13 protein-coding genes are annotated in these 16,251 nt (G+C 59.7%); 7 read left to right on the forward strand and 6 right to left on the reverse strand.

The window, feature by feature from the left end:
• Window positions 1-27: 27 nt before the first annotated feature.
• The 5 genes from rfbA to BLO49_RS11830 form a co-directional block, all read right to left on the reverse strand.
• Entirely contained in the window at window positions 28-897 is an 870-nt protein-coding gene (gene rfbA, locus BLO49_RS11810) for a glucose-1-phosphate thymidylyltransferase RfbA (protein ID WP_090648719.1), read from the reverse strand.
• Entirely contained in the window at window positions 897-1,796 is a 900-nt protein-coding gene (gene rfbD / locus BLO49_RS11815; RefSeq protein WP_090648722.1) for a dTDP-4-dehydrorhamnose reductase, read from the reverse strand. Before rfbD ends, rfbA begins: the two co-directional genes overlap by 1 nt.
• A gap of 4 nt (window positions 1,797-1,800) precedes the next feature.
• Window positions 1,801-2,853, reverse strand: coding sequence for a dTDP-glucose 4,6-dehydratase (gene rfbB, locus BLO49_RS11820; protein ID WP_090648724.1), 1,053 nt, complete (start codon window positions 2,851-2,853; stop codon window positions 1,801-1,803).
• Window positions 2,854-2,962: 109 nt separating this feature from the next.
• On the reverse strand, window positions 2,963-3,508 hold the full coding sequence (rfbC, locus tag BLO49_RS11825; protein ID WP_415500242.1) for a dTDP-4-dehydrorhamnose 3,5-epimerase: 546 nt from the start codon (window positions 3,506-3,508) through the stop codon (window positions 2,963-2,965).
• Window positions 3,509-3,576: 68 nt separating this feature from the next.
• Window positions 3,577-4,866: a glycosyltransferase family 2 protein gene (locus tag BLO49_RS11830; protein ID WP_170828317.1), complete on the reverse strand. Its 1,290-nt coding sequence runs from the start codon at window positions 4,864-4,866 to the stop codon at window positions 3,577-3,579.
• Between the two features lie 169 nt (window positions 4,867-5,035).
• On the opposite strand from BLO49_RS11830, the gene BLO49_RS11835 reads away from it, so the two are divergent.
• The 7 genes from BLO49_RS11835 to BLO49_RS11865 all read left to right on the forward strand — a co-directional run bounded on the left by BLO49_RS11835 (window position 5,036) and on the right by BLO49_RS11865 (window position 15,511).
• Window positions 5,036-6,097 (forward strand): glycosyltransferase, encoded by a 1,062-nt coding sequence (locus BLO49_RS11835; RefSeq protein ID WP_090648730.1) that lies wholly within the window; start codon window positions 5,036-5,038, stop codon window positions 6,095-6,097.
• Between the two features lie 127 nt (window positions 6,098-6,224).
• Entirely contained in the window at window positions 6,225-7,382 is a 1,158-nt protein-coding gene (locus tag BLO49_RS11840; protein ID WP_090648734.1) for an efflux RND transporter periplasmic adaptor subunit, read from the forward strand.
• A gap of 3 nt (window positions 7,383-7,385) precedes the next feature.
• The gene (locus BLO49_RS11845) at window positions 7,386-10,556 is read left to right on the forward strand and encodes an efflux RND transporter permease subunit (protein ID WP_090648737.1); all 3,171 of its coding nucleotides are present in this window, start codon (window positions 7,386-7,388) and stop codon (window positions 10,554-10,556) included.
• Window positions 10,556-11,908, forward strand: a complete 1,353-nt coding sequence (locus BLO49_RS11850) for an efflux transporter outer membrane subunit (RefSeq protein WP_090648738.1) — start codon at window positions 10,556-10,558, stop codon at window positions 11,906-11,908. Before BLO49_RS11845 ends, BLO49_RS11850 begins: the two co-directional genes overlap by 1 nt.
• 70 nt (window positions 11,909-11,978) lie before the next feature.
• On the forward strand, window positions 11,979-12,200 hold the full coding sequence (locus BLO49_RS11855) for an AbrB/MazE/SpoVT family DNA-binding domain-containing protein (RefSeq protein ID WP_090648741.1): 222 nt from the start codon (window positions 11,979-11,981) through the stop codon (window positions 12,198-12,200).
• Window positions 12,201-12,599: a death-on-curing protein gene (locus BLO49_RS11860; RefSeq protein WP_090648743.1), complete on the forward strand. Its 399-nt coding sequence runs from the start codon at window positions 12,201-12,203 to the stop codon at window positions 12,597-12,599.
• Between the two features lie 131 nt (window positions 12,600-12,730).
• Entirely contained in the window at window positions 12,731-15,511 is a 2,781-nt protein-coding gene (locus BLO49_RS11865) for a bifunctional diguanylate cyclase/phosphodiesterase (protein WP_090648746.1), read from the forward strand.
• 17 nt (window positions 15,512-15,528) lie between these two features.
• Here BLO49_RS11865 and BLO49_RS11870 read toward each other — a convergent pair whose 3' ends face one another.
• Window positions 15,529-16,245, reverse strand: a complete 717-nt coding sequence (locus tag BLO49_RS11870; RefSeq protein WP_170828318.1) for a FadR/GntR family transcriptional regulator — start codon at window positions 16,243-16,245, stop codon at window positions 15,529-15,531.
• Window positions 16,246-16,251 lie beyond the last annotated feature (6 nt).

Here is a 16,251-nt window from a genome sequence, read left to right on the forward strand (position 1 = left end):
AGCCCGTTTTGCCCTTACGGAGCGTTTCTAACGACTCGCCAGGCACTTTTTGAGATATTGGCCATAGTCGCTCTTACCCAAACGTACGGCCAGATTGTCGAGCTGGGTTTCGTCGATGAACCCTTTTCGCCAGGCAATTTCCTCGGGGCAGGCAATCTTGAATCCCTGACGCTTTTCCAGAACACGCACAAATTCCGCAGCATCCAGTAGGCTGTCCGGCGTCCCGGTATCCAGCCAGGCATAGCCACGGCCAATGGGCTTCACGCTCAGTTCGCCGCGCTCCAGATAGGTACGGTTGACATCCGTGATCTCATACTCGCCGCGCGCTGAAGGCTTCAGGTTGGCGGCGATATCCACGACCTGCTGGTCATAGAAATAAAGACCGGTAATGGCCCAGTTGGAACGCGGTCTTGCCGGTTTTTCCTCAACGGAAAGCGCCCTAAAATTGGCGTCAAATTCGACGACGCCATAGCGTTCCGGATCTGAGACCTGATAAGCGAAAACACTAGCACCGGAAGTAATGGTGGCGGCCTCTTCCAGGAAACTGGAAAGTGAAGGTCCGTAGTAGATATTATCTCCGAGGATAAGACAGGACGGCTCCCCGCCGACGAAATCGGCGCCGATGATGTATGCCTGGGCCAGACCGTCCGGCTTTGCCTGCTCGGCAAAAGATAAGCTGATACCCCACTGTTCACCGGTCCCGAGCAGTTTCTGAAACAGGGGCAGATCATGCGGTGTCGAAATTATAAGGATATCCCGAATGCCCGCCATCATGAGCGTTGACAGGGGATAATAGATCATTGGCTTGTCATAGACAGGCATCATCTGCTTGGAGACGCCAATGGTCATCGGGTGCAGACGTGTTCCGCTGCCGCCGGCGAGAATAATGCCCTTCATCAGGAAGGATCCTCTTCTTTTGGTCCGATCAGCCGGTCAAGGCAGTCATCGAGCGATGTGGGCCACGGATCGAGGCGCAGACCGAATGTATCGTCGAGTTTGTCACCATTAAGGCGTGAATTGGCCGGGCGTTTCGCGGGGGTCGGGTAATCCGCCGTTGTGATGGGATTAACCCGAACCGGTTTACGACCGCGCTTCTCGGCGCCTTTGAAAATAGCCGTTGCAAATTCAGCCCAGGTGGTTTCCCCCTGGCCGGTGAGATGAAACGTGCCGCGGATGGTCGGGTCGCGATCGATGACGACCTGTTGGGCGATAGCCAGCAGAGCGCGCGCAATCTCCAGAGCGTAGGTCGGACAGCCATGCTGGTCCGCGACAACACTCACTTCGTCCCGGGTCTCGCCCAGACGCAACATCGTCTTTACAAAGTTGTTGCCGTAGGGCGAATAGACCCAGGCCGTGCGCAGAATGACGTGGTTGTCCGTGGCCGCACGAATCTGTGTTTCACCGGACAGTTTGGTCTTGCCGTAGACGCTGACCGGCGCCGGCATATCCGCTTCGGTGTAAGCGTCCGCCTTATCACCGGCAAAGACATAGTCTGTCGACAAGTGGAGGATCGGTATATCCAGTTCAGCCGCCAGCCTGGCCAGCACACCCGGGGCATCGCCATTAATTTTCTGCGCCAGCTCGGTTTCGGTTTCCGCCTTGTCGACGGCGGTATAGGCCGCGGAAGAAATAATCACATCCGGGCGCGCCTCGCGGACAGGCGGTTCCAGTGACTCCGGCTGTGACAGATCTATTTCCGGCAATCCGATGCGGATGATCTCCAGGCCTAGCTTTTGCCCCAGCACCTGCAGAGAGGTATCGACCTGGCCTTCTTTTCCGGTAACAAGAATACGCATATGATCAGACTTTCAGGACGCCGAGGCGTTCGCCCGTATAGACCTCGCCCCGCAGCGGACGCCACCACGCTTCGTTATCCAGATACCAGCGGACCGTCTTTTCGATGCCGCTGTCGAAGTTTTCCTGCGCCTTCCATCCCAGTTCGGTTTCCAGTTTGGTCGCGTCAATAGCGTAGCGGTGATCATGACCCGGCCGGTCAGTGACAAAGGTGATGAGATTGTCGTGGGGGGCGTTTTGCGGGCGCAGTTCATCCATGATGGCGCAGATGCGACGAACGACGTCGATATTCTTGCGCTCGTTACGGCCGCCGACATTATAGGTCTCGCCTGGGCGTCCCTGCGAACAAATCAGGTGCAGGGCGCGTGCATGATCCTCGACATAAAGCCAGTCACGGATGTTGCTGCCGTCGCCGTAGACCGTCAGAGGCTTGCCTTCCATGGCATTGATGATGTTGAGCGGGATCAGCTTTTCGGGGAAGTGATAGGGACCGTAATTATTGGAGCAGTTGGATACGACGACTGGCAGACCATAAGTCCGGTGCCAGGCCTTTGCCAGGTGATCCGAAGCGGCTTTTGACGCCGAATAGGGTGAAGACGGATCGTAAGGCGTGGTCTCTTCAAAAAGACCGGTTGCCCCCAGGGACCCATAAACCTCATCGGTGGATACATGCAGAAAGCGGAAATTGGCCCGGGCCTCGCCTTGCAGGCTGTTCCAGTAGTTGCGGGCGCCTTCCAGCATGGAAAATGTGCCCATAACGTTGGTTTCTACAAAGTCCTTCGCGCCGGTGATGGAGCGATCAACATGGCTTTCGGCCGCCAAGTGCATGATGTGGTCGGGGCGGAAAGTGGCGATGGTTGCGCTGATCTTGCCATAGTCGCAGATATCAGCCTGGACGAAATGGTAGTTATTGGCGCCTTCGATCGGGATCAGGGATTCAAGGTTGCCGGCATAGGTCAGCTTGTCGAGGTTCAAAACATCGGCGCCCACTTCGCTGACCAGATAACGCACCAGCGCCGAGCCAATAAAACCGGCGCCACCGGTAACCAGAATACGCATTCACAAATCATCCCTCATAAGCTGGCGCATTAAACTTTCGGTTGAACCCACAGGTTCCGGTCCGCAAAGCTCCCCCACTGCCAGCACAATCAATCAGCCAATATATCGCCTAGCGTAAAGACGCAAGCTTAGGCTGCACCTTATCCTTGTCGGAAAGTACCGCTTTCGACAGATCGATCGGCCACTCGATACCTATAGCCGGATCATCAAAGGCCAGGCCGGCGTCATGGGGCTGTGAATAGGGGTTGGTCACCTTGTAGAAAACGATCGTATCCGGCTCCAGCGTGCAGAAACCGTGGGCGAATCCTTCCGGCACCCATAACTGTTCCCCCTTTTCGGCGGTCAAGGTTGCGCCGATCCATTGCCCGAAAGTGTCCGATTCCGGCCGGATATCAACAGCGACATCGAATATGGCGCCCTTCAGGCACCGGACCAGCTTACCCTGCGGGAATGGCGCCTTCTGATAGTGCAACCCGCGAATCGTTCCGACCTGCGCCGAAAGCGACTGATTGTCCTGAACGAAGGTCACATCCTCAATGTGCTCACGAAACCAGTCCGCCTTAAAGGCTTCCATGAAATAGCCCCGGCTGTCGCCAATCAGCTTAGGCAGAATAAGGGCCGGGCCGGAAATTTCAAAACGCTTGCTGTCCACCAATTCACCTTTTTCATGAGTAACGCGCGGAACATGCTACGCCACCATTTAAAGATAAAGCTCTTTTTTATTTAAATTTTTATGGCGCGATCGGTATCGCGGCGCAGGCCTTCCGGATAGAAACAGGAGTGCCGGGCGGCCGCGCCATGACGGCGGTAAAATGCCTTCAATTCGGTCTGCCTTCGCGCCCGTTCGGCGGGATGGTCATCATCGCGTCGCGACTGGCTTTCCTTGTGAATCAACGTTGCCTGAGGCGCATATATGACCTTAAGTCCCTGTTCGCGCACACGCAGGCACAGATCGACATCGTTCAGGCTGATCGCAAAATCGTCCTCATTGAAGCCACCCAGTGCCTCGAACAGGCTGGCGCGTATCATAAGACAAGCCCCCGTTACGGCATCGACCTCACCCGCCACCGCCATGAGGGGGTTGCGGGACCAAACGTCGCGTGGCGCCAGACGGAAAGGATGCCCCGGGCCAGGCACCAGATTTGCGGCAATACCGGCATGCTGGAGCAGGCCCGATGGATAAAGCAGACGTGCACCGACGACACCCACATCGGGTCTTGTCGCGTAACCAAGCATTCCGTTCAGCCAGTCGGCGTCCATCGCTTCGATATCATCATTCAGAAAAAGCAGGCATTCGTGCCGGGCCAGTCTTGCACCGGCATTACACAGCCGCGAAAAGTTGAAAGGGATATCGAGACGCAGCACCTGTGTATTTTCCCGTCCGCGCAGATCATCAAGAACGCGCAGCATGTCCGGCGCGACAGCGCCATTATCCACAATTATAAGTTCCGTTTGCGCGTCCTCCATGGCGCCCAGCGAATTAACGCAGCTTTCAAGCAATTCGGCATGAACCTTGGTCGGAATAATGATTGAAACCGACGGTTTTTCTGTCAATGCCATCGGCGGCAAGAATTCGCGGTGTTCAACGGGCAGGTCAGCGCCTGAAGGCGCGATGTCAAAGCTCGCTGCCGTCAAACGCCCTTTGCGCCGCCAGAAACCGGCAATTGAGGTGACCGCCTGGACAGGACCTCTCCTCAAAAGGCTCAAGAGCTTGCGAGTAAAAAAAACCAACCGCTTCAGGACGGACATCTGAACGATCCTGAGCGTGGCCCGCCCCTGCGGGTGGAGCTGACGCAACCAAATACCATAACACCCTTTGGGCACGAACAGGACAAGCTCGCTGCCATCGCGCAGATACACGACACTGCGCTGATAAGTCTCCACCTCCAAGAGCTCGACCTCCAGTCCGCCCCCCACAGCCTGGAAGAGACACATCCCCGATAGTTCGCGCGGCGCCATATCCAATTTCTCTCCGGCAGCGATCGGCGCCTGTGTATTTGCTTTCGTTGTCATCATCACTCATAGTGGCGCAATTCAAATAACAAGACGAGCCATTTTACAGAATTTTATGTTGCGATCCATTCTACACGCCAGTCATCGCGCCGCCTTCAAAATCAAATACGCTGCCCGTTCCCGCAAGTGGAGTCCGGCCCAGGAAAGGGACCGACCCAAAGATTCCCGAATGATCATTTCCGGCTATTTCGACGAGGCCCTGGGCATAGGCCGAGCCGGCCGGCTAGTCGCAAATCGACTTGAAGAACTTGGATATGACGTTATACGTGAAGATCTACGTCCATTCGATCATGGGCTGTTGCGGACATCACAAAAATCCTTTCCTGGTAAGGCGCCTGTCTGGTTGATCACTGTCAATCCGCCAGAGGCACAACTGGCGTTCTACGGGCACAGACCCGACGAATGGAAGGACGCTTATCGCATCGGCATCTGGCACTGGGAAAGTAGCCGCGCACCAGACGAATGGGTCCCGCTTGCACCCTATTTTCATGAAATATGGGTACCGAGCGCCTTCGCTGCAGGGGCCGTAAAAGGTGCCTTCGATGCTTGCGGGCAAAGCCAACTTTCCGACCGTGTCCAGGTTCACGCCTTACCGGTTGAGATTCCGCCGAGCAGAAAGTCGAAACGCTGGGATAACAAAATACAGGTCTTGACCATGTTCGATCCGCGCAGCCATTTCGAACGCAAAAATCCCGCAGCCGTTATCGATGTGTGGCTGGCATTGTTTCCCCAACCCGAAACGAATGCGCAACTGACGATAAAGACGCTTGAGGAATCTACAAGTCATCCACTATTTGAAGCCCTCACGACACGCGTGACGGGCAGAAATGATATTCAGATACGCGCCGAAACGCTCGATGCGGCTGGCACCGACGCTATGATCAACGATTGCGACATCATGATGTCGCTACACCGGGGCGAAGGCTACGGCCTACCACTGGCCGAAGCCATGGCGGCAGGCAAAGCTGTTCTTGCGACCGGATGGTCGGGCAATATGCAATTCATGACACCCGAAAATTCGTGGCCCGTACCCTTCGATCTAGTTTCAGCTCCAAGCCGATATAACGGACCCGCAGCGCACTGGGCCGAACCAAATCTGCAGCAGGCTGCAATCGGATTGAAATCACTTATAGAATCCGAAAACCTTCGCTGTAGATTAGGGACACAGGCACGACGAGATATGGTTACCCTTCGCGACCGTTGGCGCGAACAGGCGGCATGGCTTAAGTAGAGTGTAATTTTCCCTTTGCATCTGCCGGTCATGTGGCTAGCTTTGTCCCAGAATCCGTACGCCACACTTTTTTCGCCGGATTTCATTCGCGCCTGCGTTAAGAAGGGCAGTATCCAAGAGGCGCCTGATGTTTAAACCTGTACCTACCGTGATTGCTGCCGTCCTGATCGGCACGCTTTGCCTTTCTGCTTGCGCCCAAAAGGACGACAGCGGTGCTAAGGGGGCGCGCGGACCGACACCAGTAGGTTATGTGGTGGTCAATACCCAGCCCCTCAACCTGACCCAGGAACTGGCTGGCCGGACTTCAGCGTACCTCGTCTCCGAAGTGCGTCCGCAGGTGGGCGGCATCATCAAGGCGCGGCTGTTTACAGAGGGCGGACAGGTTACTGCTGGACAGTCTCTCTACCAGATCGATCCGGCCACCTATCAGGCGGCCTATGACAGCGCACTGGCGCAACAGGCCCAGGCCCAGGCCAATTATGATTCGGCGAAACAAAAGGCCGACCGCTACACCCAGCTCATCAGTATCAAGGCCATCAGCCAGCAGGATTACGACGATGCCCAGACGGCGCTGAAGACCGCGGCCGCCACCCTGGCCCTGCAAAAGGCCGCTGTCCAGACCGCCCGCATCAATCTGAACTACACCAAGGTCGTCTCGCCGATCTCCGGTCAGATCGGCAAGTCCGCGGTCACGCCCGGCGCGCTCGTCACCGCCAACCAGACCACCGCCCTGGCGACGGTGCAGGATCTGTCTAAAATCTATGTCGACATCACCCAGTCAGCCTCCGACCTGCTGAAGCTCAAACGCGCCCTGGCATCGGGAGAACTGGGCGCGCCGGATCATGCGGACGTCACCCTGACGCTCGATGACGGCTCGACCTACCCACTCACCGGCCGTCTGGAATTTTCCGACGTCACGGTCGATCCGGCCACTGGTTCGGTGACGCTGCGCGCCGTTTTCGCCAATCCGCAGGGCCTGCTGCTGCCCGGCATGTTCGTCAATGCCCGCATCGTCAAGGGCACGGTGTCGCAGGCCATCCTGATTCCACAGGGCGCCGTGGTGCTGGATCCGACGGGCGGGGCAAGCGTGCTGCTGGCCGGGGCTGACAACAAGGCGCACAAGCAGGTCATTACGCTGGGCCAGATGCAGGGCAATCAGTGGCAGGTGCTGAACGGCCTCAAGGCCGGCGACAAGGTGATCGCCGAAGGCGCCATGAAGCTGAAGGACAAGGGCGAGATCAAGGCCCAGCCGATCAAGCCCGCTCCCAACGCTTCGGAGCAATAGTTCATGTTGTCGCGTTTCTTTATCGTCCGGCCGATCTTCGCCTGGGTCATCGCCATCGTCATCATGCTGGCCGGCACCCTGGCCATCTTCACCCTGCCGGTCGAGCAATATCCGAAGATTGCCCTGCCGCAGGTCACGGTTTCGGCCACCTATACCGGCGCCTCGGCCAAGGTGGTCGAGGATTCGGTGACCCAGGTGATCGAACAGGGCATGACCGGGCTGGATGGCCTGAAATACATGACCTCGACCTCCTCGACGGGTTCCGGTTCGGTGACCCTGGTGTTCGAGGCCGGCACCGATCCGGATTTCGCCCAGGTTCAGGTGCAGAACCAGGCCAATTCGGTGATCCGCCGCCTGCCGACCGACGTGCAGCAGCAGGGCCTGCGCGTCAACAAGGCATCGGGCTCCACCCTCATGGCCATCGCCCTCTATACCGAAGACGACAGCCTGACCAACGCCGACCTCGCAGACTGGATCGCTTCCAATCTCAATGACCCGATATCCCGCATCGAAGGCGTTGGCGATACTCGCGTCTTTGGTTCGCAATACGCCATGCGCATCTGGCTGAACGCCGACAAGCTGGCCAGTTTCAGCCTGACACCGACGGACGTCATCAATGCTATCCGGGCGCAGAACACCCAGGTTTCCGCCGGCAATCTGGGGGCCGATCCGGCAACGCCGGACACCGCGATCAACGCCACCATCACGGCGCAGTCACAGCTTCAGACCCCGGCGCAGTTTGAGAACATCATCGTCAAGAACAACGCCGCCGGCACGCCCGTCTATCTGCGCGACGTGGCGCGCGTCGAACTGGGGCCGCAAAACTACGGCAGCATCGCCCGTATGAACGGCCACAAGGCTTCGGGGATGCAGATTACCCTGGCCACCGGCGCCAATGCGCTCAAGACCGCCGATCTGGTCAAGGCCAAGATCAAGGAACTGGAACCCTCCTTCCCGGCCGGTGTCAAATACGCCATCCCCAACGACTCGACAGATTTCGTCAAGCTGTCGATCGAAGACGTGGTGAAGACCCTGATCGAAGCCATCGTGCTCGTCTTCGTCATCATGTTCATCTTCCTGCAAAACTGGCGCGCCACGCTTATTCCGGCCATCGCCGTGCCGGTCGTTCTGCTGGGCACGTTCGGCATCCTGGCCGTCTTCGGCTTCTCCATCAATACGCTCACCATGTTCGGACTGGTGCTGGCCATCGGACTGCTGGTCGATGACGCCATTGTCGTGGTCGAAAACGTCGAGCGCGTCATGCACGAAGAGGGTCTGGGGCCGCTGGAAGCGACGCAAAAATCGATGGACGAGATCACCGGCGCCCTGATCGGCGTCGCCTCGGTGCTGGCCGCCATGTTCGTGCCGATGGCCTTTTTCGGCGGCACGCAAGGAATCATCTACCGCCAGTTTTCGGTGACGCTCGTTTCGGCCATGGGCCTGTCAGTGCTCGTCGCCCTCGTTCTGACCCCGCCGCTCTGCGCCACCCTGCTGCGTCGCCCGAAGCCGCATGAAGGCATCACGGTCGCACCGGAAGGCGCGGAAGAAGAGGATGTGAAGGTCAAGGGGCTGCTCGCCGGCTTCAATCGTGGTTTCCAGGTCTTCGCACATCGTTACCAGAAATCGGTCAAGGGCATTATCCGCAAGCCCGGCCTGTTCATGCTGGTCTATGCCGGCATCATCGCCGCCGTGGTTGGCCTGGCCATGACCCTGCCAACCTCCTTCCTGCCAGATGAAGACCAGGGCGCGCTGATGACCCAGGTCCAGTTGCCGGTCGGCTCCACCACCGACAAGACGGTGGCCGTCCTCAAGCAGGTCCAGGAGGTCTATCAGAAAGACCCGTCGGTTGCCTATGTCTTCACCATCGCCGGTTTCGGCGGGTCCGGATCGGGCGGGAACCAGGGCATGGCTTTCGTCCGTATGAAGGATTTCAAACAACGCCACAGCGACGACATGAAGGTGTTTGCCCTCGTCGATCGCGTCAACAAGCAGTTTTCCAAAATCCACACGGCCCGCGTCTTCCCGATCATCCCGCCGGCCGTGCGCGAACTGGGCAATGCCTCCGGCTTCGACTTGCAGTTGAAGGATGTCAGCGGCGTGGGCCACGAGGGCCTGGCCGACGCGCGCGACCAGTTAGTGGCAGCAGCGGCCAAGGAGCCGATCCTGCAGAACGTCCGCGCCAATGTTCAGGACGACACCCCGCAGCTCAAGCTCGATATCGACAATACCCGCGCCGGCGCCATGGGTGTGGCGGTCTCCGACATCAATTCGCTGCTGGGCACCGCGCTCGGCGGCACCTATGTCAATGACTTCATCGACCGCGGCCGGATCAAGCGCGTCTATGTCCAGGGCGATGCCCCGTTCCGCAGCCAGCCGGAGGACATCAACCGCTGGTTCCTGCGCAACAACGAAGGCAGCATGGTCCCCTTCTCGGCCGTAGGCTCATCACGCTGGACCTTCGGCCCGCCGCAACTGCAACGCTACAATGGTGCCGGCTCGATGGAAATCCAAGGCACCGCCGCCACCGGCCAGTCCAACGGCAAGGCCATGGAAAAGATGGAAGAACTGGCGGGGCAATTGCCCCCCGGCATCGGTTACGAATGGACCGGCATCTCGCTCCAGGAAAAGGAATCCGGCCAGCAGGCGCCTGCGCTCTACGCCCTGTCCGTACTGGTTGTGTTTTTGCTTCTGGCCGCGCTCTATGAAAGCTGGTCGATCCCGTTCGCTGTCATCCTCGTCGTGCCGCTGGGCGTCTTCGGCGCCCTGCTGGCCACCTGGTTCCGCGGGCTGGATAACGACATCTACTTCCAGGTCGGCCTGCTGGCCACCATGGGCCTTTCGGCCAAGAACGCCATCCTGATCGTCGAATTCGCTAAGATCCTGCACGAGGAAGGCCGTACCCTGCTCGACGCCACCCTGGAAGCGGTCCGCATCCGTTTGCGCCCGATCGTCATGACCTCGCTCGCCTTTACCTTCGGCATCCTGCCGCTGGCCCTGGCCAATTCGGCCGGCTCGGCCTCGCAGCACGCTATCGGCACCGGTCTGATCGGCGGCGTGCTTTCGGCCACCTTCCTGGCCATCTTCTTCGTGCCGCTGTTCTTCGTGCTGGTGCAGAAACTGTTCCGCATGGATAACCTGCCACAGGATATCGCCGCCAAAAAGGAAGGCCGCTAATGAGACAGGCCGTCGTAATCTCACTGCTGGCTGCTACGGCTCTATCGGCCTGCACCATGGCGCCGCGTTATGAGCGTCCCGTAGCCCCGGTGGCCGCCGAATGGCCAGTGGAGGCGCCGGTCGCCGCAAACACGCCGATCCGGTGGCGCGACCTGTTCATCGATCCGCACCTGCAAGCCACCATCAATCTGGCGCTGGCGCAGAACCGCGACCTGCGCGTGGCGGCGCTCAATGTCGAAAAGGCCCAGGCGCAGTATCGCATAGCCCGCGCCGACCTGCTGCCGGCCATCGACGCCTCGCTCAGCCACCCGCGCAGCGAAAACGGCCACAGCTATACGGCTGATCTCGGTCTCAGCGCCTATGAGGTCGATCTGTTCGGCCGCGTCCGTTCACTGAAAAATGCCACCATTGAGAGCTTCTTCGCTGAGCGGGAAAACCGCAACGCCGTGCAGATCAGCCTGATCGCTGCCGTCGCCTCCCAATGGCTGACCCTGGCCTCTGACCAGGACCAGCTTCGCCTGGCGCAGCAGACCCTGGCCAGCCGCAATGAGGCCCTGACCATCGCCGAAGGCCGCGCCCGGATCGGCGTATTGAGCGATCTCGACCTCGCCTCTATCCAGGTGCTGGCCCAGACCGCGCGGGCCGATGTCGCCCGCCTGCAAACCGTCATCGACCAGGACAAGTCCGCCCTCACCTTGCTGACCGGCGCGCCCCTCACCACCGACCTTCTGCCCGACGGCCTGAACACCGGTCAGGTGGCCGATGCCCTGCCGGTCGGGCTGCCGTCGGATGTGCTGCTCGATCGCCCCGATGTGCTGGCGGCCGAACATGACCTGAAAGCGGCCAACGCCAATATCGGGGCCGCGCGGGCGGCCTTCTTCCCGCGCATTTCGCTGACCGGTTCGACCGGCTCGTCCAGCCCGGATCTCGACGGCCTGTTCAAATCCGGCAACGGCACCTGGAGCTTCGTGCCGTCGATCTCGGTTCCGATCTTCGCAGGCGGCGCCAATATCGCCGGGCTGAAGAGCGCCGAAGCCAGCCGTGATATCGCGGTCGCCCAGTATGAAAAGGCCATCCAGTCGGCCTTTTCCGAGGTCAGCGACGCGCTCGCCGTGCGCGCCCGCATCGATGAGCGCCTGAGCGCCCAAACCGCCGCCACCAATGCCGCCCAGCGCAGCCTGACCCTTTCCCAGGCCCGCTATGACAACGGCGTGGACAGTTACCTGACCCTTCAGGATGCCCAGCGTACGCTGTATGCGTCGCAACAGACCCTGATCAGCCTGCAGGCGCTGCGCGCCACCAATCTCGTGGCGCTCTACAAGGCATTGGGTGACGACGGGAGCCTGCAATAGGCGGTTCCGTTTACACGGATTTTTGATATTTGACGGCTAAGGTGACACGGACATCACCTCCGAGGCGGCCATGGAACTGAAAATTACCCGGATCGGCAATTCGCTGGGCGTCATCCTGCCGCGCGACCTGCTGACCCGCCTGAAACTCGACAAGGGCGATTCCGTGTTTCTGACGGAAACGTCAGAGGGCTACCGCCTGTCGCCCTACGATCCCGCCTTCGCCGAACAGATGCAGACAGCGCGCGACCTGATGAGAAAACGCCGCAATACCGTTCATGAACTGGCGAAATAGATGCCGTTCGTCCTGATCCAGGAAGGGGTGATCGAGGCGATACAGGCCGAACTGGTGGCCGAACATGGCGGCCAGGCGGGCCTGCGCGAACTCAGCCCGATAAGGATCATGCACGCCCGTGCCCATGCCCTGAATGACAGCACCTCAACCGACCTGGCCAGCCTGGCCGCCTGCTATGGCTATACGCTGGCCCACGACCAGTTGTTTCATGACGCCAATCTGTCGACCGCACTGATTGCAACGGAACTCTTCCTGTCACTCAATAGCAGCCGGCTCGGCGCCGACGACACGACCTGCTTTCTTGGTTTTATGGTTGTCGGCAATGGCGAGCTGAGCGCCGAAGCTTTCGCAAGCTGGATACGCGGCCATATTACACCGCAGGCAATGGTCACGGCGTGACTGTTGTATTTCGTCGGACAAGTTAACGTCATTACAATCATATTGCGCCATACTTACCGATATATGCCTGTAAAACGGGCATGGAAGCGCTCAACGACCGGTAAAATGCCGGCGGCAATTCGGTGGTACAAATGTATAGAATTCTTTACTGCTTAAAGGATCAGCATGACTGGAAGCTGGTCTTTCTGGCCGCCGCCGTCTGCATTTTGTCTTCTGTTGTCGCCGTCCTGACCATTGAACGCGCCCAGTCCACTTCCGGCGCGCAGCGGATGCACTGGGTGCTGACGGCCGGCGCCGCCGGCGGTTTCGGTATCTGGGCCACGCATTTCATCGCCATGCTGGCCTATAATTCGGGCGTCGCAACCGGTTATGACCTGCGCCTGACCGTTTTGTCTCTGTTCTGCGCCATGGGCATCACCGCCGGCGGCGTCGAGGTCGGCATCAGCCGGAGTTTCAGATATTCAAGTCTGGTGGGCGGCGCTGTACTTGGCGCCGGCATCGCCTCCATGCATTATCTCGGCATGATGGCGCTGGACCTGCCCGGCCGCGTCCTCTGGGCGCCTGACCTGGTAACCCTGTCGATCCTTCTGGGAATAGCCTTTGGCGCCATCGCCATGTGGGCCATCAGCCACGCCACCCAGCACCGCTGGGCCGCACGCCTGTCCCCGCTGCTGCTCGTCCTGGCCATCGTGTCGCATCACTTTACCGCCATGGGCGCGGTCACCGTGCAGCCCGACCCTGCCCGCACGGCCAGCGGCCTGATGCTGTCACCCGGTTCGATGTCGCTGACCATCACCATGGCCGCCATCGCTGTCCTGACCCTGTGCGCCTTCGCCGTCATTTCCGGGCGCAAACTCGACCTGATGCGCGATGAGAGCAACCGCCGTTTCCGTATCCTGCTGGAGGGGCTGGAAGATACCGCGATCTTCCTGCTCGATCCGCAGGGCCGCGTCACCGACTGGAATGCCGGCAGCGGCCGCAATAACGGCTATCCTGTCGAGGACATTACCGGCCGGATCTATGCCGATGTCTGCGCGGTCGATGCGGACTTCCCCGTCCGCTACCGCGAGGCCCTGAAACAGGCCGAGCTTGAAGGCCGCGCCGAACTGGAAGGCCCCGCCCGCCGCGCCGATGGAAAGCTTTTCTGGGGCCAGACCCTGCTGCGCGCCCTCCGCGACGGCGAAGGCAAGCTGCTGGGTTTCGCCAACATCACCCACGAAATCACCGAACGCAAGGCGGCCGAAGACGCTGTGAAGACTTCGGCGCGAAACCTCGACGCCGCCTTGTCCAACATGCCTATGGGCTTATGCCTGTTCGACCGTAATGAACGCCTCATTCTGGCCAACCGCCGTTTCATTGAGTTTTATAATCTGGATGAAAACCTTGTGCAGCCGGGCGTCAGCTTCCGCACCCTTCTTGTTGCTATATTGAGCCAGCGCGATGATACCGTCCTTGACGACAGTGTCATAGAAGCCTTTCATGCCCGCCATCGGGAACTGATCGCCCTTCCGAGTGGCGGCACCTTTGTCTCGGACTATTTTCCCGGTCGGGTCATGTCCATTTCACACAGACCGATGGCCGATGGCGGGTGGGTCTCGACGTTCGAAGACATTACCGAGCGCCGCGCCTCCGAAGCGCGCATCCAGCATCTGGCGCGCCACGATGCCCTGACCGGCCTGCCCAACCGTACCCACTTCAACGACGCTTTCGAAATTGAACTGGCCCGCGCCGCGCAGAATGGCGAATATCTCGGCATGGTGGCCTTCGATATCGCGCAGTTCAAGGAAATCAATGACCGCCTCGGTCACGAGGCCGGTGACGAAGTGCTGAAAAAGCTGGCCACCCGACTGGTCGATCACGCCCATGTCGATGGCCGCCTGGTGGCGCGTTTCGGCGGCGATGAGTTCAATTCCATGCGCCGCTTCAAACGTCTCGAAGACCTGCGCGAGGCGGTGCAAAAGCTTTATGACTGTACCTGCGAGCCCATTCGCATCGGCGACGAAGATATCGTCCTCACCATCAATATGGGCGTCAGCATCTATCCGCAGGACGGACAGACGCGGGAAGCCCTGCTCAATAACGCCGACCTTTCGATGCAGCGCGCCAAGACGATCACCGGACGATCGCTGTGCTATTATGACGCCGCCATGGACGAGGCGGCGCGCGAGCGCAACGCCATCGCCAAGGATCTGAAGCGCGCGCTCAAGGATGAGGAATTCCGGCTGTTCTACCAGGTCCAGCAATCGGTCGTGAGCGGTGAGATCACTGGATATGAGGCTCTGATCCGCTGGAAGCATCCGGTGCGCGGTTTTGTGTCGCCCATGGATTTCATTTCCGTCGCCGAAGAGAGCGGCGCCATTGTCGAGATCGGCGCCTGGGTGCTGCGCACGGCCTGCCGCGAAGCCGCCGGCTGGGGCAATGACCTCAAGATCGCCGTCAACCTGTCGCCGGTCCAGCTTAATGATGCCAGTCTGATCGAAACGGTGCGGCAGGTGCTGGTCGAAACCTGCCTTTCGCCTTCGCGCCTCGAACTGGAAATCACCGAATCGACCATTATCGGCGACAAGATCCACGCCCTGCACCAGTTGCGCCAGATCAAGGCCATGGGCGTTACCATTGCCATCGATGATTTCGGCACCGGCTATGCCTCGCTGGATACGCTCAACTCCTTCCCATTCGATAAGATCAAGATCGACCGCTCCTTCCTGATGGAAGCCGACAAAAGCGCCCAGGCGCGCGCCATTGTCCGGGCCATCCTGGCCCTCGGCAAGTCGCTTGAGATACCGGTGCTGGCCGAAGGGGTCGAGACCGAGGCACAACTGGGCCTGCTGCGCGAGGAAGGCTGCGAAGAAGCGCAGGGCTACCTGCTGGGCCGCCCGGTGGAATTCATCGGCGCGGTCAAAGCGGCCTGAGTTACGGTCTGACTGGACTATTGCGCGGCGGTTTCACCTTCCGGCTGCATCGAATCCACCATCTCCAGAGACTCTGAAATGATCGCCCGCATGGCACGTTCGGCCACGGCCGGCTGGCCGGCCTCGATGGCGAGCAATACCGCTTCGTGAGCCGGAATACTGGCCGTGTGGCCGGCAATCCGGTTGGTCAGGCCAATCGATATGGTCAGGGCCGTATGGATCAGTTCCCTGAGCTGGATGATGAAGGGATTGCCGGACGCCTGAAGAATGGCGACGTGGAAATCGATATCCGCCAGCAGCGCCAGATCATGATGATCGGCATCATCGCGCATCCCGTTCAGCCCCGCACGAATGGCCCTGATATCGGCCCTGGTGGCGCGTTTCGCCGCCAGTGACGCGGCGATCGGCTCGATGGCCAGCCGCACCTCCGACAGGTCACGGTAAATCTTGTGCGAATAGGGCCGTTCGGTCATCCAGCGCGTAACATCGGGATCGAGCAGGTTCCAGTGGCTGACAGGTTCGACGCGCGTGCCCTGACGCGGGCGCGAGGTCAAAAGCCCCTTGGCCGTCAACATCTTGACGGCTTCGCGGGCGACGGTGCGGCTGGAATTGTGGGCGATGCACAGCTCGGCCTCGGTCGGGAAACCGCTTTGTTCGTATTCCCCGACTACGATGGCCTGCCCCAGTTTTTCGACCAGCGAATAGGTGAGGCTTACCCCCGGCATGTGCCGCATGTGCGT

Origin of the sequence: Asticcacaulis taihuensis, assembly GCF_900100255.1 — a bacterium.
Lineage (GTDB): Bacteria > Pseudomonadota > Alphaproteobacteria > Caulobacterales > Caulobacteraceae > Asticcacaulis > Asticcacaulis taihuensis.